At 68.3% G+C, this 25031-nt stretch carries 28 protein-coding genes; 18 read left to right on the top strand and 10 right to left on the bottom strand.

Going from position 1 to position 25031, the window contains the following annotated elements:
• Window positions 1-20 precede the first annotated feature (20 nt).
• From QC180_RS00570 to QC180_RS00515, 12 genes are all read left to right on the top strand, one after another.
• Window positions 21-974, top strand: a complete 954-nt coding sequence (locus QC180_RS00570; RefSeq protein ID WP_474646368.1) for a Rossmann-like and DUF2520 domain-containing protein — start codon at window positions 21-23, stop codon at window positions 972-974.
• Complete coding sequence (panC, locus tag QC180_RS00565) at window positions 974-1930, top strand: pantoate--beta-alanine ligase (protein WP_278260554.1); 957 nt, start codon at window positions 974-976, stop codon at window positions 1928-1930. Before QC180_RS00570 ends, panC begins: the two co-directional genes overlap by 1 nt.
• Window positions 1931-1944: 14 nt before the next feature.
• Window positions 1945-2364: an aspartate 1-decarboxylase gene (gene panD, locus QC180_RS00560; protein ID WP_278260553.1), complete on the top strand. Its 420-nt coding sequence runs from the start codon at window positions 1945-1947 to the stop codon at window positions 2362-2364.
• 19 nt (window positions 2365-2383) lie between these two features.
• Window positions 2384-3166, top strand: coding sequence for a type III pantothenate kinase (locus QC180_RS00555; RefSeq protein WP_278260552.1), 783 nt, complete (start codon window positions 2384-2386; stop codon window positions 3164-3166).
• Window positions 3167-3325: 159 nt separating this feature from the next.
• Window positions 3326-3922, top strand: coding sequence for a cysteine dioxygenase (locus QC180_RS00550; RefSeq protein WP_278260551.1), 597 nt, complete (start codon window positions 3326-3328; stop codon window positions 3920-3922).
• 8 nt (window positions 3923-3930) lie between these two features.
• On the top strand, window positions 3931-4353 hold the full coding sequence (locus QC180_RS00545; protein ID WP_278261160.1) for a rhodanese-like domain-containing protein: 423 nt from the start codon (window positions 3931-3933) through the stop codon (window positions 4351-4353).
• A gap of 288 nt (window positions 4354-4641) precedes the next feature.
• The gene (gene lysS, locus QC180_RS00540; protein ID WP_278261159.1) at window positions 4642-6108 is read left to right on the top strand and encodes a lysine--tRNA ligase; all 1467 of its coding nucleotides are present in this window, start codon (window positions 4642-4644) and stop codon (window positions 6106-6108) included.
• A 115-nt stretch (window positions 6109-6223) separates the two neighbouring features.
• Window positions 6224-6586: a histone-like nucleoid-structuring protein Lsr2 gene (locus QC180_RS00535; RefSeq protein ID WP_278260550.1), complete on the top strand. Its 363-nt coding sequence runs from the start codon at window positions 6224-6226 to the stop codon at window positions 6584-6586.
• Window positions 6587-6778: 192 nt separating this feature from the next.
• Window positions 6779-7402 (top strand): FHA domain-containing protein, encoded by a 624-nt coding sequence (locus QC180_RS00530; protein ID WP_474646367.1) that lies wholly within the window; start codon window positions 6779-6781, stop codon window positions 7400-7402.
• A 123-nt stretch (window positions 7403-7525) separates the two neighbouring features.
• On the top strand, window positions 7526-8077 hold the full coding sequence (locus QC180_RS00525; RefSeq protein ID WP_278260549.1) for an anthrone oxygenase family protein: 552 nt from the start codon (window positions 7526-7528) through the stop codon (window positions 8075-8077).
• A gap of 79 nt (window positions 8078-8156) precedes the next feature.
• Window positions 8157-9098: an esterase/lipase family protein gene (locus tag QC180_RS00520; RefSeq protein ID WP_278260548.1), complete on the top strand. Its 942-nt coding sequence runs from the start codon at window positions 8157-8159 to the stop codon at window positions 9096-9098.
• Between the two features lie 251 nt (window positions 9099-9349).
• Window positions 9350-11911 (top strand): ATP-dependent Clp protease ATP-binding subunit, encoded by a 2562-nt coding sequence (locus tag QC180_RS00515; protein WP_278260547.1) that lies wholly within the window; start codon window positions 9350-9352, stop codon window positions 11909-11911.
• A 61-nt stretch (window positions 11912-11972) separates the two neighbouring features.
• On the opposite strand, the gene QC180_RS00510 is transcribed toward QC180_RS00515, so the two are convergent.
• Entirely contained in the window at window positions 11973-12437 is a 465-nt protein-coding gene (locus QC180_RS00510) for a YfbM family protein (protein WP_278260546.1), read from the bottom strand.
• Between the two features lie 68 nt (window positions 12438-12505).
• Entirely contained in the window at window positions 12506-12649 is a 144-nt protein-coding gene (locus tag QC180_RS00505; RefSeq protein WP_278260545.1) for a hypothetical protein, read from the bottom strand.
• 211 nt (window positions 12650-12860) lie between these two features.
• On the opposite strand from QC180_RS00505, the gene istA reads away from it, so the two are divergent.
• From istA to QC180_RS00490, 3 genes are all read left to right on the top strand, one after another.
• Window positions 12861-14480, top strand: a complete 1620-nt coding sequence (gene istA, locus QC180_RS00500; protein ID WP_278260544.1) for an IS21 family transposase — start codon at window positions 12861-12863, stop codon at window positions 14478-14480.
• Complete coding sequence (gene istB, locus QC180_RS00495; protein WP_278260543.1) at window positions 14477-15268, top strand: IS21-like element helper ATPase IstB; 792 nt, start codon at window positions 14477-14479, stop codon at window positions 15266-15268. The genes istA and istB overlap by 4 nt, the downstream gene beginning before the upstream one ends.
• Before the next feature lie 167 nt (window positions 15269-15435).
• Entirely contained in the window at window positions 15436-16338 is a 903-nt protein-coding gene (locus QC180_RS00490; RefSeq protein ID WP_278260542.1) for an aminoglycoside phosphotransferase family protein, read from the top strand.
• 94 nt (window positions 16339-16432) lie between these two features.
• Here the strand turns inward: QC180_RS00490 and QC180_RS00485 are convergent, their stop codons facing one another.
• The 3 genes from QC180_RS00485 to QC180_RS00475 all read right to left on the bottom strand — a co-directional run bounded on the left by QC180_RS00485 (window position 16433) and on the right by QC180_RS00475 (window position 17956).
• Window positions 16433-16750: a P-loop NTPase family protein gene (locus tag QC180_RS00485; RefSeq protein WP_278260541.1), complete on the bottom strand. Its 318-nt coding sequence runs from the start codon at window positions 16748-16750 to the stop codon at window positions 16433-16435.
• A 136-nt stretch (window positions 16751-16886) separates the two neighbouring features.
• Window positions 16887-17684 carry an LLM class flavin-dependent oxidoreductase gene (locus QC180_RS00480; protein ID WP_278260540.1) on the bottom strand — a complete coding sequence of 266 codons (798 nt, stop codon included), beginning with the start codon at window positions 17682-17684 and terminating at the stop codon, window positions 16887-16889.
• 8 nt (window positions 17685-17692) lie between these two features.
• A complete protein-coding gene (locus QC180_RS00475) occupies window positions 17693-17956 on the bottom strand; it encodes an SHOCT domain-containing protein (protein WP_278260539.1) in 264 nt (87 codons plus the stop codon).
• Window positions 17957-18098: 142 nt separating this feature from the next.
• Between QC180_RS00475 and QC180_RS00470 the strand changes: the two genes are divergently transcribed.
• Window positions 18099-18941 carry a helix-turn-helix transcriptional regulator gene (locus QC180_RS00470; RefSeq protein WP_278260538.1) on the top strand — a complete coding sequence of 281 codons (843 nt, stop codon included), beginning with the start codon at window positions 18099-18101 and terminating at the stop codon, window positions 18939-18941.
• 57 nt (window positions 18942-18998) lie between these two features.
• Here the strand turns inward: QC180_RS00470 and QC180_RS00465 are convergent, their stop codons facing one another.
• The 5 genes from QC180_RS00465 to QC180_RS00445 all read right to left on the bottom strand — a co-directional run bounded on the left by QC180_RS00465 (window position 18999) and on the right by QC180_RS00445 (window position 22955).
• Window positions 18999-20117: an MFS transporter gene (locus tag QC180_RS00465; protein WP_278260537.1), complete on the bottom strand. Its 1119-nt coding sequence runs from the start codon at window positions 20115-20117 to the stop codon at window positions 18999-19001.
• A 166-nt stretch (window positions 20118-20283) separates the two neighbouring features.
• A complete protein-coding gene (locus QC180_RS00460; RefSeq protein ID WP_278260536.1) occupies window positions 20284-20595 on the bottom strand; it encodes a helix-turn-helix domain-containing protein in 312 nt (103 codons plus the stop codon).
• Window positions 20588-20761, bottom strand: a complete 174-nt coding sequence (locus tag QC180_RS00455; protein WP_278260535.1) for a type II toxin-antitoxin system RelE/ParE family toxin — start codon at window positions 20759-20761, stop codon at window positions 20588-20590. The genes QC180_RS00460 and QC180_RS00455 overlap by 8 nt, the downstream gene beginning before the upstream one ends.
• An 8-nt stretch (window positions 20762-20769) precedes the next feature.
• On the bottom strand, window positions 20770-21450 hold the full coding sequence (locus QC180_RS00450) for a response regulator transcription factor (RefSeq protein ID WP_278260534.1): 681 nt from the start codon (window positions 21448-21450) through the stop codon (window positions 20770-20772).
• 50 nt (window positions 21451-21500) lie between these two features.
• The gene (locus tag QC180_RS00445) at window positions 21501-22955 is read right to left on the bottom strand and encodes a sensor histidine kinase (RefSeq protein WP_278260533.1); all 1455 of its coding nucleotides are present in this window, start codon (window positions 22953-22955) and stop codon (window positions 21501-21503) included.
• A 315-nt stretch (window positions 22956-23270) separates the two neighbouring features.
• On the opposite strand from QC180_RS00445, the gene QC180_RS00440 reads away from it, so the two are divergent.
• A complete protein-coding gene (locus tag QC180_RS00440; RefSeq protein ID WP_278260532.1) occupies window positions 23271-24167 on the top strand; it encodes an ABC transporter ATP-binding protein in 897 nt (298 codons plus the stop codon).
• Complete coding sequence (locus QC180_RS00435) at window positions 24164-25024, top strand: ABC transporter permease (RefSeq protein ID WP_278260531.1); 861 nt, start codon at window positions 24164-24166, stop codon at window positions 25022-25024. The genes QC180_RS00440 and QC180_RS00435 overlap by 4 nt, the downstream gene beginning before the upstream one ends.
• Window positions 25025-25031 lie beyond the last annotated feature (7 nt).

Below are 25031 nucleotides of genomic sequence, written 5' to 3'. Positions count from 1 at the left end.
GAACGCGAATCGAGAGGACAATGTTGACCTCGAGAAGTGTCAATTCCGATGGCGCGAACGTGGGTCTGGACCCCGCGCCCGCACGGCTGACGGTGGGAATCGTCTCGGCGGGACGGGTGGGTTCGGCCCTGGGTGTCGCGCTCGAGCGAGCCGGACATGTGGTCTTCGGTGTCGCCGCGATCTCCGATGCCTCGGTGCACCGGGCGCGGACGCGGCTGCCCGAATCACCCGTGCTGCCGGTGGAGGAGATCGCCCGCCGCAGCGAGTTGCTGCTGCTCGCGGTCCCGGATGCCGAGCTGGCCGGACTGGTCCGCGGTCTGGCGAGTGCCGGTGTCGTGCGCCCGGGCACCATCGTGGCGCACACCTCCGGCGCCAACGGCATCGCCGTGCTGCGGCCGCTGACCGACCAGGGCGCTCTCGGCCTGGCCATCCACCCCGCGATGACCTTCACCGGCCACGACGAGGACATCGACCGCCTGGCCAATGCCTGCTTCGGCGTCACCGCCGCCGACGAGATCGGTTACGCCATCGCCCAGGCGCTGGTGATCGAGATGGGTGGCGAGCCGGTGCGGGTGGCCGAGGAACAGCGCACGCTCTATCACGCCGCCCTCGCGCACGGCGCCAATCATCTGGTCACCGTCATCGTCGACGCGGTCGCCGCGCTGCGCGAGGCGCTGGCCGGGCCGGGCCTGCTCGGGCAGCCCGTGATCGACGACCAACCCGGCGGCCTGCCCGAACGGCTGCTCGCCCCGCTCGTCTCGGCCGCGCTGGACAACGCGCTGCGCCGGGGCCCCGCCGCGCTGACCGGTCCGGTCGCGCGCGGTGACGTCGACGCGGTGGCCGCGCATCTGCGCGCCTTCGAGTCGGTGGACGCACGCCTGGGCGAGGTCTACCGCGCCCTGTCGCTGCGCACCGCCGAACTCGCCAAGACCAATCCGGCACTGCTGGACCTGCTCGCCGAGAAAGGCCACTGATGGAACCCCGAGAAGTGCACTACCACCAGGGCGGGGCCCGAGCCACCGGCGCGTACAAGCCCGGCGCGCTCACCGTGCACCACAGCCCCGAGGTGCTCTCGACCGTGGCCAAGGCGCTGCGCGGGGCCGGTCGCACGATCGGCTTCGTGCCCACCATGGGCGCCCTGCACGAGGGTCACCTGCAGCTGGTCCGCCAGGCGAAACTGGCCAACCAGGTGGTGATCGTGTCGATCTTCGTCAACCCGCTGCAGTTCGGCGCTGGCGAGGATCTCGACGCCTACCCGCGCACCCTCGACTCCGATCTCGAGCTGCTGCGCAACGAGGGCGTCGACCTGGTGTTCGCCCCCTCGGCTCACGACATGTACCCCGAGGGGCCGCGCACCACCATCCAGCCGGGCCCGCTGGGCGCCGAGCTCGAGGGTGGTAGCAGGCCGACCCACTTCGCCGGAATGCTCACCGTCGTCGCCAAGCTGCTCGATATCGCCCACGCCTCCGAGGCGTACTTCGGCGAGAAGGACTACCAGCAGCTCACCCTGATCCGTCAGATGGTGCGCGATCTGAACCTCGAGGCCAAGATCGTCGCCTATCCGACGGTGCGCGAGGCCGACGGCCTGGCGCTGTCCTCGCGCAACCGCTACCTCACCGCCGAGCAGCGCGACACCGCACTCGCCCTCTCGGCCGCCCTGGCCGCGGGCAGGCACGCCGCCGGTCTGGGTGGCGAGGCCGTGCTGGCCGCCGCGCACGCCGTGCTCGACGCGGTCGACGGCCTGGCCCTGGACTACCTCGAACTGCGCGATGCCAACCTGGGCCCGGCGCCCACCGCGGGCAATGCCCGTCTCCTCGTCGCGGCCAAGGTCGGCGACACCCGTCTGATCGACAACGCCCCGATCGTCCTCGGCGCCCAGATCGACGGACACCCCGACGCGAACTCCCTGCCTGCCACCCAGGCGCTCTGAGAAAGGCGACGACGATGTTGCGCACCATGATGAAGTCCAAGATCCACCGTGCCACGGTGACCCACGCCGACCTGCACTACGTCGGCTCGGTGACCGTCGACCAGGACCTGCTCGACGCCGCCGATCTGCTCGAGGGCGAGCAGGTCTGCATCGTCGACATCGACAACGGCGCCCGCCTGGAGACCTATGTGATCGCCGGTGAGCGCGGTTCGGGCGTGATCGGGATCAACGGCGCCGCCGCCCATCTCGTGCACCCCGGCGACCTGGTCATCCTCATCGCCTACGGCCAGCTGGACGAGGCCGAGCTGCGCGCCTACGACCCCAAGGTGGTCTTCGTCGACGAGCGCAACCGCCCGGTCGAACTCGGGTCCGACCCGGCCCACGCCCCCGAGGGCTCCGGGCTCACCTCCCCGCGCTCGCTGTCGTTCGCCTGAGCGCGGCGGGGGTCGCGAGATGCTGCTGACGATCGATGTCCGCAACACCGGGATCGAACTGGGCCTGATCTCCGGCTCCGGAGACCACGCGAAACTGGTGCGCCACTGGCGCGTGCACACCAACCCGCTGCTCACCGCCGACGAGTTCGCCATGCAGGTGCGCGGCCTGGTCGGTGACGAGCTCGACCAGGTCATCGGCGTCTCGGCGCTGTCGACCGTGCCGCCGGTGCTGCGCGAACTGCGCACCATGCTCGCGCGCTACTGGGCGCACGTGCCGCACGTGCTGGTGGAACCCGGTGTGCGCACCGGCATCCCGCTGCTGGTGGACAACCCCAAGGAGGTCGGCGCCGACCGCATCGTCAACTGTCTGGCCGCCTACCGCCAGTTCGGCGGCCCGGCGATCGTGGTCGATTTCGGCACCGCCATCTGCGTCGACCTGGTCTCGGCCAAGGGCGAGTTCCTCGGCGGGGTGATCGCGCCCGGCGTGGAGATCGCCACCGAGGCGCTGGTCGAGCGCAGCGCGCTGCGGCGTGTGGAACTCACCCGCCCCCGCTCGGTGCTGGGCAAGAACAGCATGGAGTGCATGCAGTCCGGTGCCGTCTTCGGCTTCGCGGGCCTGGTGGACGGTCTGATCGACCGCATCCGCGACGAATTCGACGCCTTCGCCGGGAGCGATGTCACCGTGGTCGGCACCGGCGCGGGCGCCCCGCTCATCGTCCCGGAATCGGAGACGATCGATTCCCACGAGCCGCATCTGACGCTGACCGGTCTACGGCACGTCTATGAGCGCAACAAGAAGTGAGACACAGGTCATGATCGACTCCGCTGATCATGACCTGCTAAACTCACGCTTGTGTATTTCCGTGTGAGCACCCAGGAGTGTTGTCGAGGCTGACCTGCCTCGACCGTTCGAGGCTGACGTTTTCCCCTCGACCGATCCACACCTTCTGGAGATGCGCTCATGCGTTCCTCTGTTCTTTCCCTTTCCTCTGCGCGCGACAGCTTCTCCGCGACGCCCCCGCTCGACCGCGCGGTCGCCTCGGCCCTGCCGACCCGCCTGCGTCCGGCCGACCTGCTGCGCCTGACCGACGAGGGAGCCGAAGACGTCCTCGCCGGTCGCTACGACCACCTGTTACCGGCCGACGGCATCTGGCCCACCGAGCAGCGCTGGGCCACCCGCCTGCTGCACGACGACGAGGTCGACGTCTGGCTGATCAGCTGGACCCCCGGTAAGTCCACCGACCTGCACGACCACGCCGGTTCGCTCGGCGCGCTCACCGTGCTCAGCGGCGCGCTCTCGGAATTCCGCTGGAACGGTTCGGAACTGCGCAGGCGCACCCTCGCCGCGGGTGATCAGGCGTCGTTCCCGATCGGTTGGGTGCACGACGTGGTGCGCGCGCCCGCCGCCGCGGAATCCGTCGGCCCGCTCGATCCCACGCTCAGCGTGCACGCCTATTCCCCGCCGTTGTCGGCGATGTCGTATTACGAGGTGACCGGTCACGGCACCCTGCGGCGCACCAAAACCGTCCTCACCGACCAGCCCGAAGGTGACCTGTGATGAGTCGTTTGACGATTGATCAGATGCTCGAGAACGCCCGCGCGGATCTACACCGGCTCTATGTCTACGACGTGCCCGCCGCATTGGCCAGGGGCGCGATTCTGGTCGACATCCGTCCCGCCGCCCAGCGTGTGCGCGAAGGCGCGCTGCCGGGCGCGCTGGTGATCGAACGCAATGTGCTGGAATGGCGCCTGGACCCCACCTCCTCGGCCCGCCTGTCACTGGCGGTGGACCACGACGTGGAATGGATCATCTTCTGCTCGGAGGGCTACACCTCGAGTTTGGCCGCGTCCTCGCTCCAGCAGCTCGGTTTGCACCGCGCCACCGATCTCATCGGCGGATACCAGGCTTTGAAGTCCGCCGGAATGCTCACCGTCGGCGTCGGCGTCCCGCACTTCGCCCGCGAAGTGGACGCATTGGCCTCGCTCTAGTCCCACCTTCGCACCCCGCTCCCCGCGTCTTCCGGGTGGCGGGGTGAGTTGTGTTGTCCGCGTGCTGTTTCAGGCACCGTCGGCGCGGAGCTGTGTTTCCGTTGTGTGACGTGGGTTGCATCGGGCGGGGGAATGGGCGCGGCGATGGGCGGTGACCGGGAAGTTTGTGCGGGGACCGCGCGAATCCATTTTCGGCGCAAGCTACTGTTATCGGATGTGAGTACCCCTAACCCCGCCGAGACCGGCCGCGCCGTCAGTTCCGCCGTGGACAGTGATGTCCCCGAGCAGATGCGGATTCGCCGGGACAAGCGGGAACGGCTGCTAGCCGAGGGGGGTGAGGCCTATCCGGTGGTGGTGCCGCGCACGCACACCCTGGCCGAAATTCGGGCCGCCTACCCCGATCTCGAACCCGACACCCAGACCGGTCTGCGGGTCGGTGTCGCGGGCCGCGTCATTTTCGTGCGCAATACCGGCAAGCTGTGTTTCGCCACCCTCCAGGAGGGCGACGGCACCAAGCTGCAGGCGATGATCAGCCTCAACGGTGTCGGGGCCGATTCGCTGGCCGCCTGGAAGTCCGATGTGGACCTCGGCGACTTCGTCTTCGTGGAGGGTGAGGTCATCTCCTCGCGCACCGGGGAATTGAGCGTGATGGCGCAGTCCTGGTCGATGGCGGCCAAGTCGCTGCGCCCGCTGCCGGTGGCACACAAGGAGATGAACGAGGAGTCGCGGGTCCGGCAGCGCTATGTCGACCTGATCGTGCGTCCGGAGGCCAGGGAGATGGCCCGCACCCGGGTGAACGTGGTGCGCGCGCTGCGGGCCGCGCTCGAGCGCCGCGGTTTCCTCGAGGTCGAGACCCCGATGCTGCAGACCATCCACGGCGGCGCCGCCGCGCGCCCGTTCGTCACCCACTCCAATGCCCTGGACATGGACCTTTTCCTGCGCATCGCGCCGGAACTGTTCCTCAAGCGCTGTGTGGTCGGCGGCCTGGAGAAGGTCTTCGAGATCAACCGGAACTTCCGCAACGAAGGCGCCGACTCGACCCATTCGCCCGAGTTCGCGATGCTGGAAACCTACGAGGCCTACGGCACCTACGACACCTCGGCGGTGATGATCCGGGAATTGATCCAGGAAGTCGCGCAGGAGGCTTTCGGGACCCTGCTGGTGACCCTCGCCGACGGCACGGAATACGATCTCGGTGGCGAGTGGACGACGGTCGAGATGTATCCCTCGCTGTCGGAGTCGATCGGTGTCGAGGTCACTCCGGAAACCACTGTCGAAGAATTGCTCGCGCTCGCTGATCGGGTAGGTCTGGAAATTCCCGCGGGCAAGGGCTACGGTCACGGCAAACTGGTCGAAGAACTGTGGGAACATGCCTATGGTGACAAGCTCTACGCACCGACTTTCGTGCGCGACTTCCCGGTCGAGACTTCTCCGCTGACGCGTCAGCATCGCACCGAGTCCGGGGTTACCGAGAAGTGGGATCTGTATGTCCGCGGCTTCGAGTTGGCCACCGGCTATTCGGAGTTGGTCGACCCCGTGATCCAGCGGGAACGCTTCGTCGACCAGGCGAGGCTCGCCGCGGCGGGTGACGATGAGGCGATGGTGCTCGACGAAGACTTCCTCGCCGCGATGGAACACGGCATGCCGCCGACCACCGGAACCGGTATGGGAATCGATCGCTTGTTGATGGCACTCACCGGTTTGGGAATCCGGGAAACGATCCTGTTCCCGATTGTGCGTCCGACTAGTCGCTGACCAGTCAATTTGCGGGGCGAAGGTCTCGTGTTGGAAATTTCGCATTTCGGGGTATTCTTGCCTCGGGTATTCGGCCTGGAGGCAGGCTTGACGATTTCGAGAGGACGTTCATCTCATGGCAAAGAAGGTCACCGTTAGCCTGATCGACGATGTCGACGGTGAGTCCATCGCGGACGAGACCATCGAGTTCGCACTCGATGGGGTCTCGTACGAGATCGATCTGTCGGAGGCAAATGCGGCGCGTCTGCGTGAGGGCCTGGACGAGTGGGTCGCCAACGCCCGTCGCGTGAGTGGCCGTCGCCGGGTGAAGGCCGCCGGTGCGCCCGCGCCGCAGGGCAAGAGCCGCGTTTCCATGGACCGCGAGCAGAGCGCCGCCATTCGCGAATGGGCCCGCCGCAAGGGCCACAAGGTCTCGGCCCGTGGCCGCATCTCGGCCGACATCACCGAGGCCTACAACAAAGAGGTCGGCAAGAACTAGCCGACCGGCGCTCGTCGCGCCACGTCTCCGCGCCCGAGGGGCCGATTCCACCGCAGCTCACCTGCCCGGAATCGGCCCCTCAGGCGTCCCCGGAAGCCGCTGGTGGACAGCGTGATCCGGGTTCGGGCAGGCCGGGAGATAGAATGGGTGGGCTGAAGGGGGCCTCCGAGGTAGGTAAGGTATCGAGACACAGTGACCGAAGCAGCCAGTTCGTTCCTGCGGTATACCGACGACACCGGTCGGCAGCACGAACTGCCGCTCGTCCCGGCTCGGCAGCGCTTCACCATCGGTCGCAACGTCCAGGCCGATCTCGTGCTCGGCTGGGACGCCGAGGTCTCGCGTCTGCACGCCGCCATCGAGCACCTCGGTACCCACTGGACCATCATCGACGACGGCCTGTCCCGTAACGGCACCTTCGTCAACGGCGAACGGTTGATCGGGCGTCGCCGCCTGAGCCCCGGCGACCGCATTCGCGTGGGCACCACCCTGGTGCATTTCTTCGATTTCGGTGGTGTGGTCGACGACGCCACCCATGCCGCCGCCGCGGCCATTCCCACCATGCGCTCGCTCACCGATACCCAGCGCGCGGTCCTGGTCGCCCTGTGTCGGCCGTACAAACACGGCACCGGATTCGCCACCCCGGCCTCCAACCAGCAGATCGCCGAGGAATTGTTCCTCTCGATCGACGCGATCAAGACCCACCTGCGTGCCCTTTTCGCGAAGTTCGGCGTGGAGAATCTGCCGCAGAACCAGAAACGCACCCGCCTGGCCGCGCTGGCCATGCAGAGCGGGATGATCTCCGACCACGACCTGTGAGCGCGACGCTCGCGTAGGTGCGCGAGCGTCTCGACGATGTCGGCGCGAGTCGATCCACGGTTGACTGATCTCAACGCCGGAGCACGGATTCGCCGCTCCGCGATCGGGAGTCAGGAGCCTGAAATGTACGCGATCCGGTTGTCCGCCATCGTTTTCGCACTGCTGAGCACCGGGTTGATCGCCGGGGTCTTCTACGCCTACGCCATCTCGGTGATGCCCGCGCTGGCCCGCACCGACGCCCGCACGCTGATCGACGTCATGCAGAAGATCAATGTGGTGATCATCAACCCCTGGTTCATGATCGGGTTCCTCGGTACGGTCGGTTTCACCGCGCTGGCCGCCGCGGTCAGCCTCGGCGCCGAGCACCGGTCCACGCTGATCTGGATCGGGATCGCCTTGGCGCTCAATGTGATCGCCTTCGCCGTCACCGCCGCGCTGAACGTCCCGCTCAACGACGCGCTCGCCGCGGCGGGCGACCCGTCGTCCATCGCCGACCTCGCCGCGGTGCGCGCGGACTTCGAGGCGAGCTGGGTGCGCTGGAACATCGTGCGCGCGGTGCTGCACACCGCGGCGTTCCTGGTGCTGTGCGGCGCGCTGTTCGCGGCGGGCGTGCAGCAGGGCCGGTCCGAGGCCGCCCCGGCGGTGTCCCAGACACAATCCGCCTTCGCGCGCTGATTACCCGCCGGTAGCGCCACGGAATTACTGGAACGTGTTCCATCATGTGTGGAACACGTTCTAGTGATGGGGGTCGTAGATGCGACGCAGGACTCGATCGTTGCTGGTCGTCGCCGCTGCCGCGGTGCTGGGCTGGGTGGGCGGTGCTGGCCAGGCGGCCGCCGAGTACCCGGTGGATTACAACTTCTTCGGCGGCATCGGGCCGGAACTGACCAATCCCGGCGGCTCGCTGCCCGGCTCCAACGACTTCGGCTGCGTGCCCTCGGCCGCGCATCCGAATCCGGTGGTCCTGCTGCACGGCACCGGCGGCGCCGCCCAGACCAACTGGGGTGTCTACGCGCCGCTGCTGGCCAACGAGGGCTACTGCGTCTTCGCGCTCACCTACGGCGCCTACCCGCTACCCTGGCCGATCACGGCCATCGGCGGCATGCGTCCGATCGAGCAGAGCGCGGCCGAGGTGGCGGCCTTCGTCGACCGGGTGCTCGCGAGCACCGGCGCCGAGCGGGTCGACTTCGTCGCCCATTCGCAGGGCAACATCGTGGGCAACTACTACATCAAGCGCCTGGGCGGCGCCCAGAAGGTCGACAGGTTCGCCGCCATCGCCCCGCCCTGGCTGGGCACCAACGCGGCGGGAGCGGGCGATATCGCCGCCTTCAGCCGTGCGCTGGGCGCGGGCCCGGCCTTCGACGCGGTCGCCACGTCGCTGTGTCAGGCGTGCGGGCAGATGCTGACCGGTTCGCCGTTCATGACCGCCCTCAACGCCGACGGGGTCTACGCGCCGTCGGTCACCTACACCAATGTCGTCACCGTGCTCGACGAACTGGTCGTCCCGTACACCTCCGGCCTGGTCCCCGGACCGAACGCCACCGCGCATGTCGTCCAGGACGGCTGCGCCCAGGACTACTCCGAGCACATGGCCATCGCGGGCAGCCCCCGAGCGGCCGGATACGTCCTCAACGCCCTGGATCCGGCCCGTGGCGCCCCGGTTCCGTGCGAGTTCGTCCCGCCCTTCACCGGCTGAGGCCGACACCGCGCCGTCATATTTCGCTGTAGGCAAAACTCCAGCGGAAACGAATGCCGCGACGTGCGCGTTATGAGTGAATGACCATGTTGCCGCCGGTCATCAATAGGATGGACCGGCGGCGGCGGAATGCCCTGCCAACTAGAGTGGATGGCGGGGGCCGCAACCCCCGGGCTTCATGGCAGGCTGACGGCGACAGTTGTCGGTCGGCGTCAGTTGCCAGAATGTCGGAGCAGGAGAGTGAGGGAGCGATGTTCGAGAGGTTCACCGACCGCGCGAGGCGTGTCGTTGTCCTGGCCCAAGAAGAGGCCCGGATGCTCAACCACAACTACATCGGCACCGAGCACATCCTGCTTGGGTTGATCCACGAGGGCGAGGGCGTGGCGGCGAAGTCGCTGGAGTCCCTTGGCATTTCGCTGGAGGGTGTGCGCAGCCAGGTCGAGGAGATCATCGGGCAGGGTCAGCAGGCCCCCTCCGGTCACATCCCCTTCACCCCGCGTGCGAAGAAGGTGCTGGAGCTGAGCCTGCGCGAGGCGCTGCAGCTCGGCCACAACTACATCGGTACCGAGCACATCCTGCTCGGTCTCATCCGCGAGGGCGAGGGCGTCGCGGCCCAGGTGCTGGTCAAGCTCGGTGCCGACCTGAACCGGGTCCGTCAGCAGGTCATCCAGCTGCTGTCCGGGTACCAGGGCAAGGAGCCCGTCGAGGGTTCCGGCTCGCGCGGCGAGGCGGGCACCCCGTCCACTTCGCTGGTGCTCGACCAGTTCGGCCGCAACCTCACCCAGGCGGCCCTCGAGGGCAAGCTCGACCCGGTCATCGGCCGCTCGAAGGAAATCGAGCGCGTCATGCAGGTGCTGAGCCGCCGCACCAAGAACAACCCGGTGCTGATCGGTGAGCCCGGTGTCGGTAAGACCGCGGTCGTCGAGGGCCTGGCCCAGGCCATCGTCAACGGCGAGGTCCCCGAGACCCTCAAGGACAAGCAGCTCTACACCCTCGACCTGGGTTCCCTGGTCGCGGGCAGCCGCTACCGCGGTGACTTCGAAGAGCGCCTGAAGAAGGTGCTCAAGGAGATCAACACCCGCGGCGACATCATCCTGTTCATCGACGAGCTGCACACGCTCGTCGGCGCGGGTGCCGCCGAGGGCGCCATCGACGCGGCCTCGATCCTGAAGCCGAAGCTGGCCCGTGGCGAGCTGCAGACCATCGGCGCGACCACTCTCGACGAGTACCGCAAGTACATCGAGAAGGACGCCGCCCTGGAACGCCGCTTCCAGCCGGTGCAGGTGGGCGAGCCCACCGTCGAGCACACCATCAACATCCTCAAGGGTCTGCGCGACCGCTACGAGGCGCACCACCGGGTCTCCATCACCGACGGTGCCCTGGTCGCCGCCGCGACGCTGGCCGATCGCTACATCAACGACCGGTTCCTGCCGGACAAGGCGATCGACCTCATCGACGAGGCGGGCGCGCGCATGCGCATCCGCCGGATGACCGCGCCGCCGGACCTGCGCGAGTTCGACGACAAGATCGCCGACGCCCGCCGCGAGAAGGAAAGCGCCATCGACGCGCAGGACTTCGAGAAGGCCGCGCGTCTGCGTGACAAGGAGAAGCAGCTCGTCGCCAAGCGCGCCGAGCGCGAGAAGCAGTGGCGTTCCGGTGACCTGGACGTCGTGGCCGAGGTCGACGACGAGCAGATCGCGGAAGTGCTGGCCAACTGGACCGGCATCCCCGTCTTCAAGCTCACCGAGGAGGAGACCACCCGTCTGCTCCGCATGGAGGACGAGCTGCACAAGCGGATCATCGGCCAGGAAGACGCCGTCAAGGCCGTCTCCAAGGCGATCCGCCGCACGCGCGCCGGTCTGAAGGACCCGAAGCGTCCCTCGGGCTCGTTCATCTTCGCCGGACCCTCGGGTGTCGGTAAGACCGAGCTGTCCAAGGCGCTGGCGAACTTCCTGTTCGGCGACGACGACGCGCTCATCCAGATCGACATGGGCGAGTTCCACGACCGCTTCACCGCTTCTCGTCTGTTCGGTGCCCCTCCCGGGTACGTGGGCTACGAGGAGGGCGGCCAGCTCACCGAGAAGGTGCGGCGCAAGCCGTTCTCGGTGGTGCTGTTCGACGAGATCGAGAAGGCGCACCAGGAGATCTACAACACCCTCCTGCAGGTGCTCGAGGACGGCCGTCTCACCGACGGTCAGGGTCGTACGGTCGACTTCAAGAACACCGTGCTGATCTTCACCTCGAACCTGGGCACCTCCGACATCTCCAAGGCCGTCGGCCTGGGCTTCACCCAGTCCAACGCCGAGGGGTCGAACTACGAGCGGATGAAGCTCAAGGTCAACGACGAGCTGAAGAAGCACTTCCGCCCCGAGTTCCTCAACCGCATCGACGACGTGATCGTCTTCCACCAGCTCAACAGCGAGCAGATCGTGCAGATGGTGGACCTGATGATCGGCCGCGTCGCCAAGCAGCTGAAGAACAAGGACATGGCGATCGAGCTGACCGACCAGGCCAAGAGCCTGCTCGCCAAGCGCGGCTTCGACCCGGTGCTGGGCGCGCGTCCGCTGCGTCGCACGATCCAGCGCGAGATCGAGGACCAGCTCTCGGAGAAGATCCTCTTCGGCGAGATCGGCGCTGGCCAGACCATCACGGTCGACGTGGAGGGCTGGAACGGCGAGGGCCTCGGCGAGGACGCCAAGTTCACCTTCACCGGCAAGGCGAAGCTGACCAAGGCTCCCGCGGGCGACGACAAGCCCGAGGTCGTGCTCACCGGTGCCGGTGAGGGCACCGAGGCCGCCGCCTCCGGCGAGTAACCAGCTACACGGAAAAGCCCGCTCCGACTCCAGGTCGGGGCGGGCTTTCTCGTTGTGGCGGTCAGCCGAAGTGCTGGAGGAATCCGGACCCGCGCTCGGCGGCGTACCGGAACACCTGTTCCAGGCCGACGTAGTGGTGGCGCAGATACTCCAGCCCGTCCCGACCGTCGCGGACCCAGATGTTCGGGTAGATTCCGGCGCCGTCCATCAGCACGGGGTCGAAGAACAGGGCCAGCTCGTCGAACGGGAACCGGCTCAGGACCCGCGAGGCGGCGGCCACGTCCTCCGGAGTCCACGCGAAGTAGTTCTCATCGGGCAGGGGACGCCCGCCGTCGAACAGACTGACCCCGAGATTCGCTTGCAGCATCAGGAATCCCAGGCCCGCCCAGGCCTTGTCCAGATAACCGTCGGGTCCGTCGTCCTCCCACCCCACGCCGTCGAGAAAATCGTCCGGCCACTCCGGTGTCGCCGTCAGCCGCTCCAGCTCCACGGCGCTCACCCTGGTGAACGACATGATCACCCCCATGATGTAACTCCTCTTCCTCCCACTGATGTGCGGCCGAAGCTATCAGCGCCCACCGACAAGAGCCCGCGCTAGCGGGGTGTGAGGGTCGCCAGGAAGCGATCGGCGGCGCGGTGGGAGCGCACTCGGACGAAGGTGAGGTGGGCGAAGGCCGGGTCGTTCTGGGCGGTGAGGTAGCGGTTTCGGTTGCGGGTGTGGGTCGTCCAGGCCCACATGATCACCGACTGTTCCGGCCGGAGCCTGAACAGGTTCCGCCAGTTCTCCCGGTTGGTTCTATCGGTGATCTCTGACGTCACCGATCGGTGGATGCCAGCGTCGCTGGCGATCGGAAGATGTTCGTATCGGCGAATTTTGACGTCGTGATCTTGGTTGCGGTGCAAGGATGCGTGTGCTTCATCCCGAACCTTGCGCGGAAGAAGGTCACAGTTGCCCCGTCAGTCGAAGGTCGAGCTATATGCCGCGATCCGGCGTGATGCCCGAGCGGGAGTGACGGGCAGGGCACTACAGGCCAAGTACGGGGTAGGTTGGCGCACCGTCCAGGCCGCAACCGAGTCGGTCTGGCCGCCCACGCGCAAGCAGTATCCGAAGCGCGCATCGAAACTTGATCCGTTCAAACCGTTCATCGATGAGGTATTGCGGGAGGACCTGCGGGCGCCGAAGAAGCAACGGCACACTGTCAAACGCCTCTACGCACGGCTGATCGACGAGCACGGGATGGACGAGGTCTCGTATCAGACGGTCCGCGACTATGTCGCCGAGCGCAAGCCGCAGATCAAGACCGAGGCAGGGCGGGGCCCGGCCGAGGTGTTCATCCGGCAAACCCACCGGCCCGGCGAGGAAGCCGAGGTCGACTTCGGTGACGTGACGATCCGGCTACGCGGTGAACTGGTCGTCGCCTGTCTATTCGCGCTGCGGTTGTCGTTCTCGGGCAAAGCCGTTCACCGATGTTTTCTGTCCGCCGGTCAGGAAGCGTTCTTCGAAGGCCATGCGCATGCGTTCTCGGTGCTGGGCGGGGTTCCCACGGTCAACGTCCGCTACGACAACCTGCGCGCGGCGGTGTCGCGAGTCCTCGGATTCGCCCGGCTCCGTGAAGAATCCGACCGGTGGACCGCGTTTCGCTCCCACTACGACCTCGAAGCGTTCTACTGCCAGCCTGGGATAGGCGGCGCCCACGAGAAGGGTGGTGTCGAGGGCCAGATCGGCTGGTTCCGGCGCAACCACTTCGTTCCCATCCCCGAAGTCGAGTCGATCGACGAGTTGAACGAGATGATCGACGCCTGGGACCTCGCCGACGAGCAACGACGCATCGGGGCACGCCCCCGCACCATCGGTGAACTGTTCGCCGTCGAGAAACCGCTACTCAAACCTCTTCCTGAGGAGACATTCGAGACTGGGCGGTGGTTCACCCCGCGCGTCGACAAATTCTCCCAGATCACCGTCCGCACGAATCGCTACTCGGTTCCGGTCCGGTTGATCGGACGCCAGGTCCGGGTCCTGCTCCACGCCAACCACCTCATCGTGTTCGACGGCCGCACCGAGGTCGCCCGCCACGAGCGCCTGCCGGCGAAAGCTGGAACACGCCTGGATCTCGACCACTATCTGGAGGGCTTGCTGCGCAAACCAGGTGCACTGCCTGGGGCAACCGCGCTCGAGCAAGCCCGCTCGGCAGGAAAATTCACGCCGGTCCACGACAGTTGGTGGTCAGCAGCGCGGCGAACGCACGGTGAGCGCGACGGCACTCGGGCGTTGATCGAAGTCCTTCTCCTGCACAGGCATCTCCCGCACGAGCACGTCGTCGCGGGCCTGGCCGCCGCGCTGCAGGCTGGGGCACTGACCGCGGACGCGGTCGCATTGGAGGCCCGCAAAATCGGCGAGTCCAGTCCAGCCGAGACACCTGTGGTCGATCTCGATGCCCCGGGCACCGTCTCGTCGTTGACCCAGCGTCGGCTCGCGTCGCTGCCGCCGGACCGGCGGCCGTTGCCGTCGGTGACCGCCTATGACCAGTTGCTTCGCCGCACATCCACCACGAAAGGGAGTTCCGCATGACAACCACCCCATCTCGACGGCACGGCATGACCGAGCAGGCGGCCGACGCCGCGGTCGACCAGGCCTGCCGGATGCTGAGGCTTCCGACAGTTCGGTCCCAGTTCAACGAGATCGCCGAAGGCGCGACCCGCGATCAGTTGACCTACCGGGCGTTCCTGGCCGAGTTGCTGATGGCCGAATGCGACGACCGCGCACGCCGCCGCTCCGAACGCCGAATCCGCGCAGCGGGGTTCCCGCGCGACAAGTCGCTGCGCGCGTTCGACTTCACGGCCAACCCCAACATCGAGGAAGCAACGATCAACACCCTCGCCAAGGGCGATTGGATCAAGAAGGGGCTTCCCCTCTGCTTGATCGGCGACTCCGGCACCGGCAAGTCACACCTGCTCATCGCACTGGGCACCGAAGCAGCCATGCAGGGACACCGAGTGAAATACACCCTCGCTACGAAGCTGGTCAACGAACTCGTCGAGGCCGCCGACGAGAAGCAACTGACCAAGACGATCGCCCGCTATGGCCGCGTCGACCTGCTCTGCATCGACGAGCTCGGCTACATGGAACTCGACCGCCGCGGCGCGGAACTGCTGTTCCAGGTCCTCACCGAACGCGAGGAGAAGAACTCGGTCGCGATCGCCTCCAACGAGTCGTTCTCCGGTTGGACGAAGACCTTCACCGACCCGCGGCTCTGCGCCGCGATCGTCGATCGGCTCACCTTCGGAGGCCACATCATCGAAACCGGCACCGACTCCTACCGACTCGCTCGCACAGCCGCCGCGGTTGCTGCGAGGTGACGTCACTATTCGCCGATAGATCCCAGTTCAGCGCGTGATTTTGGCGTCACTTGCGCTGGTCTGAATGTTCGTTCGCTGTCTTTTGAGGCCGGGATGGTTATGGGGCGGCGGTCATGCGGGTGGTGCTTGCGCGTCGAGACCGAGCCGGACGCGCATACAGTCGGGTTGTGATCGAGATTCCCGATGATTTCGCCCGCGGGACCATTCTCCGAGAGGGAGATCCCGGCAGGACATGGATATCAACGCTTCCAGGTTTGGTCGATGAACTGCTGCAACGGTGGGACTGCGTGCCCGACGGGTCGGTGCTGCACGGCCACATCGGAATCATCGTGCCGGTGCGACGCACCGACCTTCCTCCCTCGGTCATCAAGGTGTCGTTCCCGCATCCGGGCAACGTCTATGAACCCGACGCGTTCAGTGTCTGGAACGGTAGCGGAGCAGTGCACCTCTACGACCGTGACGATGAACAATTCGCCATGCTGCTCGAACGGGCGGGGCACGGAACGCTGGCCGATGTCACCGACTTCGACCAAGCCGTCAGCACGCTGGGCCAACTGTCTCAACGCCTCGCAGTCGACGCACCAGAGGGATTGCCGAGACTCAGCGACCTGGTCGCCGACTGGGAGACCGAGATCCTCACCAGCGCCGCCGAACTCGGCGATCCGCTGCCACGCCGAGCCCTGGACGCCGCCATAGCGACCTTGCGGGAACTCGGCCCAGACCAACCCGACACCCTGGTACACGGCGACCTCCACGACGCCAACGTCCTGCCAGGCGAGCGGGAACCCTGGCTTGCGATCGACCCGAAAGGCTACGTCGGCGACCGGGCCTACGACACGATCACTGTCATCCGCAGTATCCGCTTCGCGCATCTGCTGTTCGGGCCGAACCCTGAACAGGGCCTCTCGCGCGGCCTGGACCTGTTCTGCGAGTCAGCCGGCATCGACCGCGAGCGGGCCCGCCGCTGGGCACAGGTCCGTGCGATCAACGCAGCGCTCTGGGGACGCCAACACCACGACCCGGACTGGGTTATCCAAGCCACCGACCAGCTCGTCGACATCCTCACATAGCGCCGCAGGGATCGAACCGCACCCGGCCGACTGAGCCGTCACCAACACACCGGATCCTCTGGACTTGAGCTCACACGAACGGCCATAGGTGACGTCATTTTTCACCGTCACGAGCGAACTCGATCTTGCCTGCGTGACGCCAGAATTCATCGACAAACGGTGCCAGAATTCGCCGACATAACCACTCCCGGTTGCCGTTCCACAGTTCCTCGCGGGTGAGCACGCGGCGCACCGAGCGTCGGACGATCTGGGCCATCACCTGTGGCTTCGGCAGGTCGAACCAGACCACCGTGTCGGCCCGCTCCCAGACCAGCGACCCGAGCTTGCCGTGATAGGCGCCGTCAGCGACCCAGCTCTCCGGGGCGATCTGCTCGGTGACCGCCGCGCGGAACTCCTCCGGCGGCAGCGGCACCCAGTCGGCGCGGTGATGGATGGCGTCGAGTTCGATGTGCGGTATCCCGAGGTGCTGAGAGATCCGTCGAGCCAGCGAACTCTTTCCGGACCCCGCGGTACCGACTACCGAAATCCGTCGCGCTGCCACCGGGTCATTATCCACGCCGCTGGGCGGCCGCCAGGATCGGTGCGAAGTCCGGGGCCAGCTCGCCGGGCACGATCAGCTCGTCGATGCCGAGGCGTTCCCGGCGGGCTTCGAGAATGTGCACGGCGGCCTGGGGATCGCTGGGGAGAAGTCCGGCGGCTCCGGCGGCGCGGAGTTGCTCGGCGGTGTGGCCGAGGCGGGTGGTGAGCCATGTGGGTAGCCGGTCGCCGAGGCCGACGAGTTGGAGGGTGTAGCGCACCTCGCGGTCGGTGTGCTCGGCGACCGTGCCGACCATCCGGGCCAGGTCGTCCTCGGTGGCGGTCGGTGCGGCGGCGAGCAGGATCCGGTCGGCGTGCTCGGCGGCGGTGGCCAGCATGCGCGGGCCGCTCGCCGCGATCACGACCGGTGGGGCCGAATCCACCTGGGCGCGCACGGCTCTCACCGTCTCGATGAGGTGGTCGCGTCGTTCGGCGGCCGAACCCCATGGCAGGCCCAGTTTCTCGGCTTCGGCGCGTGCGTCCGGTCGTCCGGTGCCGATGCCGAATTCGAACCGGCCGTCCGAGAGTAGTTGCAGCGCGGCGACTTCCCGCACGGTGGTGCCGGTCGTGCGCAACGGCGCGGCGAGGACATTGGGTCGCAGGCGCAGGTCGCGCGTGACGGCGGCGGCCGCCGCCAGCGCGGGCAGCGGAGACGCGGTGAACAGCGTGTCCGGCAGCAGCAGGGTCTGGTAGCCCTGCCGCTCCGCGTCCACGACGTCCCGCGTCCACTCCGTGCCCGACCTCGGCGTCAGGATGATCCCGAATCGCATGACGGCCCCTACTTCTTCACGCGAGGCTCGGTCAGCACCGCGAGCCTGCCTCGGTAGTCGGCCTCGCTGATCTCCCCGCGCGCGAACGCGGTGCGCAGCGCGCCGATGGCGCCGCCGCGTCCGGCGCACCGGCGGCGGGCGAAGAACAACACCGCGATCACGGTGAGCCAGAAGAGCAGGGGGAAGATCCAGAAGAACGGCCAGGGATGCCAGCCGCCGTCGTAGTGGTCGGCGAGAACGGTCAGTGTCGTCGTGGAGTCGAAGAGGTTCATGCTTCGAGCCTGCTCGCGCGGGGCGGCGATGACATCGGCCGCGCGGCTCGATCACGGGTACGTCGGGATGCGTACGCGCGCCGACGCGGGGTGGGCTTGCTACCGTGAATTCCAGTCGGAGTTCGGTCGTGAGGGGTGTGCGGTGACGCTGGTCGATACGCGTGCGCACGATCTGGAGGAAGTGCTCGCGGGCCTGCGGTGGCGGTTCGCCGGGCGCGACGAGCTGGTGCTGACGGCCGGTGGGTGGGCGCATCCAGCGGGGGAGGCCAGTGCGCTGATCGTGCTCGACGGGCTGATCCGCGTCGAGGGGCTGGCCGCGTCCGAGGACTTGGCCTGCGGTGACTTCCTGTTCGTTCCCGGTACGCACCGCTGCGCCGTCCAAGCGCTCGCCGACAGCACCGTCCTGCACGTCCGGCTGACCCCGGCCGCCACCGGCGCCGCCATGGCCGCCCTGCCCGAGCGGGTTCTGCTGACCGACTTCGTGCAGCATTCCCCCCTGGCCGCCACCATGTTCCGCCACCTCGTGCAGGAGTGCGCCGACCCGTTCGGGGTGCAGGGCGACCGGGTCGCGACCCTCATCGCCACGATGGCCGTCCAGACCTGGCACACCCTCGGCTGCGCGCCGAAGCGCTGGCTGTTGCGGGTCGACGAGCCCGGTCTCGCCGCCGCCGTCGCCGCCATGCACGCCGAACCCGGTCGCGACTGGACCGTCGAGGCGCTGGCCCGGGTCGCGCTGGCCTCGCGCTCCGGGTTCGCCGCCCGCTTCCAGTCCGCCACCGGCCGCACCCCCGGGCGCTACCTCACCGAGCTGCGGATGGACCGCGCCCAGCACGCCCTCACCGACACCGATACCTCGATCGCCACCGTCGCCCGCCGCCTCGGCTACACCTCCGAGACGGCCTTCGCCCGCGCCTTCCGCCGTCACACCGGCCGCACCCCCTCCCAGTGGCGCCGCGAAACCGGCCCCAACCAGCCGGAAGAGTGATCACCACGTCGGTATCGGCCGAGAAGCCGCCGCGTGGTGATCATCCGCCCAACTGGACTACGCCCTGATCTGGACGAGGGAGACCCGGACGAGGAGGCCGCCGAGCAGAGCGGCGGCGGTTGCCAGCCAGTAGGTGGTGGCGAGGCCGAGAGTGTCGACACCGCGTCCGCCGACGGCCGAGCCGAGGATGATCGCGGTCTGGAAACCGGCGACGACGAGCCCGCTCCCCGCCTCGATCCGATCGGGCAGCACGCGCGAGATCCAGACCTGCACCAGATTCAGGATGCCGCCGAACGCGCCGCCCCAGATCACCACGGCGACGTAGCCGAGGGCGGGGATCGTGCCGGAGGCGATGATCGCCGCGAGAGACAGGCCGATGGCGGCCGGAACCGCGACCAGCAGGACCCCGAGGTGCTTGTCGGCCAACGAACCGAGCACGAAATTGCCGAGCAGACCGCCGATGCCGAACAGGGCGAGCAGCACCGGGATCACCGCCGGGCCCGCACCGAGCAGTTCGGCCAGGGCGGGCCGGATGTAGGTGTATCCGGCGAAATGCCCACCGATCACAGCGACGATGCTGAGCAGCCCCAGCACCACCCCGGGCGCCCGCAGCGCACTGCCCATGGCGGCGAAGCCGACGCCCTTGTTCGGTGTGATCGGCGGCAGGATCGTCCGCACCGTCACCGCCGAGGCCACCGCCAACCCCGCCGCCACGAAGAACACGACCCGCCACCCGGCGAAGGTACTCAGCAGCACACCCAGCGGAACTCCCGCCACCGTCGCGACCGTGGTTCCCGAGTTCACGATCATCATCGCCTTGCCGAGCCGCTCGGCGGGCACCAGTTGCGCCGCGATCACCAGCGCCATCGACCAGTACCCACCCACGGCCACCCCCAGCAGCAACCGCGCCACCAGCAGCAACCCGATATTCGGCGCCACCGCCACCAGCACATTCGACGCCACCGCGGCGATCGTGAGCCCCAGCAGCAGCGTCCGCCGATCCACGCTCGGGAACACCGCCCCCAACCCGAGCGCCGCCAGCAACGCCGTCACCGCCGTGACGCTCACCGACAGCCCCACGACCCCCTCCCGCACCCCGAGATCCTGCGCGATCGTGGTCAACACCCCCGGCGGCAGGAACTCCGCCGTCACCAGCGAAAAACTGCCGAGAAACATCGTGAGCAACGCAGGCCAGGCCCGCCGTCCCACCACCGGCCCAACACCGGCCGTCAAGGTCGTAGTCATGCCTGGTGCAACACCACCCCACCCCCACCCACCGCGACTGAAACGCCACGCCCCCCGACCCAAACGCCACGGGTGCTCGTGATCTAGCTGGACGGGTTCACGCGGCGTCGAGTTTCTCGAAGCGGGCGACGAAGCGTACTTCCAGGGCATGCGCCAATCGCTCGAGCATGCCGATCGTGGGTGTGCCACCACCGGATTCGATCCGCGACACCTCGGGCTGCCGCAGTCCCGCGCGCGCGGCCAGTTGCGTCTGGGTGAGCCCGAGTTCCAGCCGCCGCTCCCGGATGGCTTGCGCGAGCTCGATCGCCAGTATCGCCTCGGCGCGCCCGGCCTCGTACTCACCGGCATCGAAGTCCGGCCTGCTCATCCGTTCACGCCGCAGATCGTCCATCGACGGGTGCTCAGTCATGATCGGTTACCTGCAGTTCCCGTACACCGGCACCGAGGTTTCTCGACCAGGGTTCGCCCAGTGTCGTCGCCCGCTCGGCGAGCATGCCCACATACACGTCTACCTGGCCGAACTCACGTGGCGTCAACGAGCGCAGCCAGTCGGCCACCTCGGGTTCGAGTTCCACCGTGCCCATTACTGCCAGCCCGGGCGGACCAGGCCTGATTCGTAGGCGAGGACGACGAGTTGGGTGCGGTCGCGGGCGCCGAGTTTGGTGAGGATGCGGCTGACGTGGGTGCGGGCGGTGGCGGGGCTGAGGTAGAGGCGGGCGGCGATCTCGGCGTTGGTCAGGCCCTCGGCGACCAGGGTCATCACCTCGCGTTCGCGGTCGGTGAGGTCGGCGAGGGCCGCTGGTGGGGGCTGTTTGGCGTGGGTGGAGAACTCGGCGAGCAGGCGGCGGGTGACGCCAGGGGAGAGCAGCGCGTCACCCTCGGCGACCACGCGAACCGCGCGCAACAGGTCGGCGGGTTCGGTGTGTTTGACCAGGAAACCGGCCGCCCCCGCGCGAATGGCCTCGAAGACGTATTCGTCCAGCTCGAAGGTGGTCAGCACGACCACGCGCACCCCCGCGAGATGCGGGTCGTCGGCGATCATCCGGGTGGCGGCGAGCCCATCGAGGATCGGCATACGAATGTCCATGAGCACCACATCGGGCACCACCGACCGAGTCATCCGCACGGCCCGCTCGCCATTGTCGGCCTCACCCACCACCTCGATGTCGTCCTGCGCGTCGAGCAGCGCGACGAATCCACCCCGCACCAACGCCTGATCATCCGCGACCACCACCCGAACAGCGCCCTCCCGCCCCCGACTCATACCGCCCTCCTCACCCATCACCTATTCCTCGCGCGGTCATGTCCGTCGCCTCATGCGGTGGCCTCGCTTTCTCCACCGCCCGCGCGTCCTCGCCCGTGCGGGCCGTGACCGTTCTCGCCCGCGCGGGACTCGGTCGTCGGGGAGCCGTGGCCCGATCCGGACTCCGGGCCGCGGGAGGACGAAGCCGCTGGTGGCCGACCCGTCGCGTCGCTGGTGGACCTACTCGTCGACGAGGTGTCGCTGGACTTGGTCCGCGTGGGCGCGGGATCCGCGGGGCGGGCGGGTAGGCGGGCCGCGACGCGGAAACCGCCGGAGGGGCGGGGGCCCGCGGTGAGGGCGCCGCCGAGGGCGTGGGCTCGTTCGCGCATGCCGATGATGCCGTTGCCGCCGGGGCCGGTGCGTGCGGTGGTGCCGGTGGGGCGGGTGTTGTCGACGGTGATGTCGATCGTTTCGGGGGTGTAGCGCAGCGTGATGGTGGCGGCGGCGCCGGGGGCGTGCCGGAGGACGTTGGTCAGGGATTCCTGGATGATCCTGGCCGCGGCCACATCGATCACGCTCGGCAGCTTCTTGGGGGTGCCGATGATCTTGGTCTCGACGGCAAGGCCGGTGGCGCGGGTGCGTTCGAGCAGAGTGTCGAGGTCGTCGAGCGAGGGTGCGGGCGCGCGGGGTGCCGGGCGTGGCGGCGCGACCGGCGGGGGTGAATCCGGCGCGGCGACAACGGGTTCGGCGGGGGGCTCCGGCGCCACCGTCGCACCGCTGCGGATGGCGTGCAGCAGCGTGTGGACCTCGGCCAGTGCCTCCTTGGAGGTGGTCTTGATAGTGGCCAGCGCGGCCGCCGCCTGCTGGGGCTTGCGGTCGAAGAGCTCGAGCGCCACCGAGGACTGCACATTGATCAGCGAAAGACTGTGCGCCAGCACGTCGTGCAGCTCGCGGGCGATGGCGAGACGCTCCTCGCTGGCGGCCCTGGCCTGCTGGGCCTGTTCGTCGCGCCGCGCGGCCTCGGCCCGCTGCTCGCGCGCCAGCACGACGGCCCGCCGCAGCCGGATGCCCTCGGCGATCCCGATGAGCACACCCATCCAGGCGAGCAGTCCGAACACCGGCCAGGCCTCGGTGTGCCTGCCGAGCAGCGCGGGCACCGGCCACACCATCGTGGCGAAGCCGAGCGCGACCAAAGGATAAGTATGCCAGCGTGATCCGGTCACCGCGGCGGTCAGGAACGCGATCACCAGCGACAGGAAGATCGGTCCGTACCCGTAGTCGCGCAGCACGTACGACACCGCCGCCAGCAGCGCCACCAGCAGCACCGGTTCGGGCAGCAACCGCCGGAAACCCAGCGCGATCGGCCCCGCGAGCAGCAACAGATACGCGAACGCGTCGAGCGAACGCACCCCTGTCTGATGCCCGTTCGCGCCAGCACTGCCGACGAGCTGGATCACCGCGACAACCACCGCCAGGCCCCAGTCACGAACGACCGAGCCACGCTCCCACTTCGCAGACGCTCCCACCTCTGTCACCCTATTGCGTACAACGTCCCCGCGCGTCCGCCTGCACCCGTAATTCTCGCCGCCCCCACCACAGAAAGCCACGTGCGCCCGTACACAGCGCCCACCGGCTGAACCCGAGGCACCGATGGCGCCCCACTCGGTGAGCCCGAGGCGCCGGTCGACCGAAGGTCCGGGTCATGGCAACGGCACCGCGCGCCCCGGCGAGCGAACGGCACCGCGCGCCCCGGCGAGCATCCGACGTAAGCCGCGCGACGTACACCGATTGACGCGCGCCGACGGATGCCCCATCGCCCCCGGAGCGGGGATTCTCGGTGCATGAACGATGCGATCGTCGTCACCGACGGCCTGACCAAGCGCTACGGCGCGCACCTCGCGGTGGACGCGGTCGACATGCGCGTCGCGACCGGCGAGATCTACGGCTTCCTCGGGCCGAACGGCGCGGGCAAGACCACCACCCTGCGCATGCTGGCCGGTCTGATCCGGTCCACCTCCGGCACCGCCACCGTGGCGGGGCGACACCCCGGTGACCCGGCGGTTCTACGACGCGTCGGTGTGCTCATCGAGGGCCCCGGCTTCTACCCGTATCTCTCCGGCCGCGACAACCTCCGCGTGCTGGCGCGCTATCGCGGCCACCCCGACGCCGAAGTCGACCGGGTGCTGGCCAGGGTGGGACTGGCCGACCGCGCGGACGACCGTTTCCGCGCCTACTCGCTGGGCATGAAGCAGCGCCTCGGCGTCGGCGCGACCCTGCTCGGCCACCCCGACCTGCTGATTCTCGACGAGCCGACCAACGGCCTCGACCCCGCCGGACTCGCCGACATGCGCGCGCTCATCGTCGACCTCGCCGCCGACGGTCACACCGTCCTGCTGTCGAGTCATCAGCTGGCGGAGGTGCAGGAGATCTGCCACCGCGTCGGCGTGATCTCCGGCGGACGGTTGCTCGCCGAATCCACCGTGGCCGAATTGCGCGGCACCGCCTCACTTCTGGTGCGCGCCGAACCGGGGCACGCCGCGCTCGACGCCATCCGCGCCACTGGCGCGCCCGCCCAGGCCGGGCCGGACGGGATTCGCGTCGACGTGGCGGCGGCGCTGGCCCCCGAGGTGGCCCGCGCGGTGATCGGGGCGGGCGCCGATCTGCGGGAACTGCGGGTCGACGAGAAGTCCCTGGCGGAAGTGTTCTTCGAGATGACAGCTGTGGAGGTCACGAAATGATCGGGACGACAAGGGATCTGGTGGCGAGTCTGCGCGCCGAGGCGCTGCGTCTGCGCCGCTGGCCCGCCTTCTGGATCGTGCTCGGCACCTGGGTGCTGCTCAATCTCACCTTCGCCTACCTGTTCAACTACCTCGCCTACACCTCCGGCGAGAGCGGCGCGATGTCGGACGGCCTGCCCCGCGAGGTGCTGCTCGGCCAGCTGCTGCCCGCCGCCGTGCCCGAGGTGTTCACCCAGGGCATGGCCATGTTCGGCGGTGCGCTGATGCTGCTGCTCGGCGCGCTGGCGGTCGGCAGCGGATACGGCTGGGGCACCTGGAAGACGGTGTTCACCCAGGGGCCGGGCCGTCCGGCGGCGATCGGTGGCTTGCTGGTGGGGCTGGTGCTGGTGGTGGTCGGCCTGGTGTGTGTGGCCTTCGCCGTCGATCTCGGTGTCTCCGCGCTCATCGCCGCCACCGAGGGGCAATCCCTCGCGCTGCCGTCGGTAGAACGCTCGGCACTCGGAATACTCACCGGGACGGCGATTCTGGGCATGTGGACGCTGGCGGGCGCGTTCATCGGCGCCGTCGCGCGCGGCCCGGCGCTCGCCGTCGGGCTCGGCCTGGTCTGGGTGCTGGTCGTGGAGAATCTGCTGCGCGGCGTGGCGAACATCTTCGGCCCGATCGGGGTCGTCACCGATCTGCTGCCCGGTACCGCCGCCGGATCACTGGCCGGTGCCATGCGCACGGTGCCCGGCCCGGCGACACCCGGCGTGCTTGACATTCTCACCCGCGCGGAATCACTGGGCCTGCTCGCCGTCTACGCGGCCGTGTTCGCCACGGGCACGATCTGGCTCATGTCCCGCCGCGACCTGGCCTGATCGCCGG

The sequence above is a fragment of the Nocardia anocheti genome (assembly GCF_029675105.1).
GTDB lineage: Bacteria > Actinomycetota > Actinomycetes > Mycobacteriales > Mycobacteriaceae > Nocardia.
The sequence above is the reverse complement of the archived record's forward strand: the minus strand, read 5'-3'. Positions and strand labels throughout refer to the sequence as shown.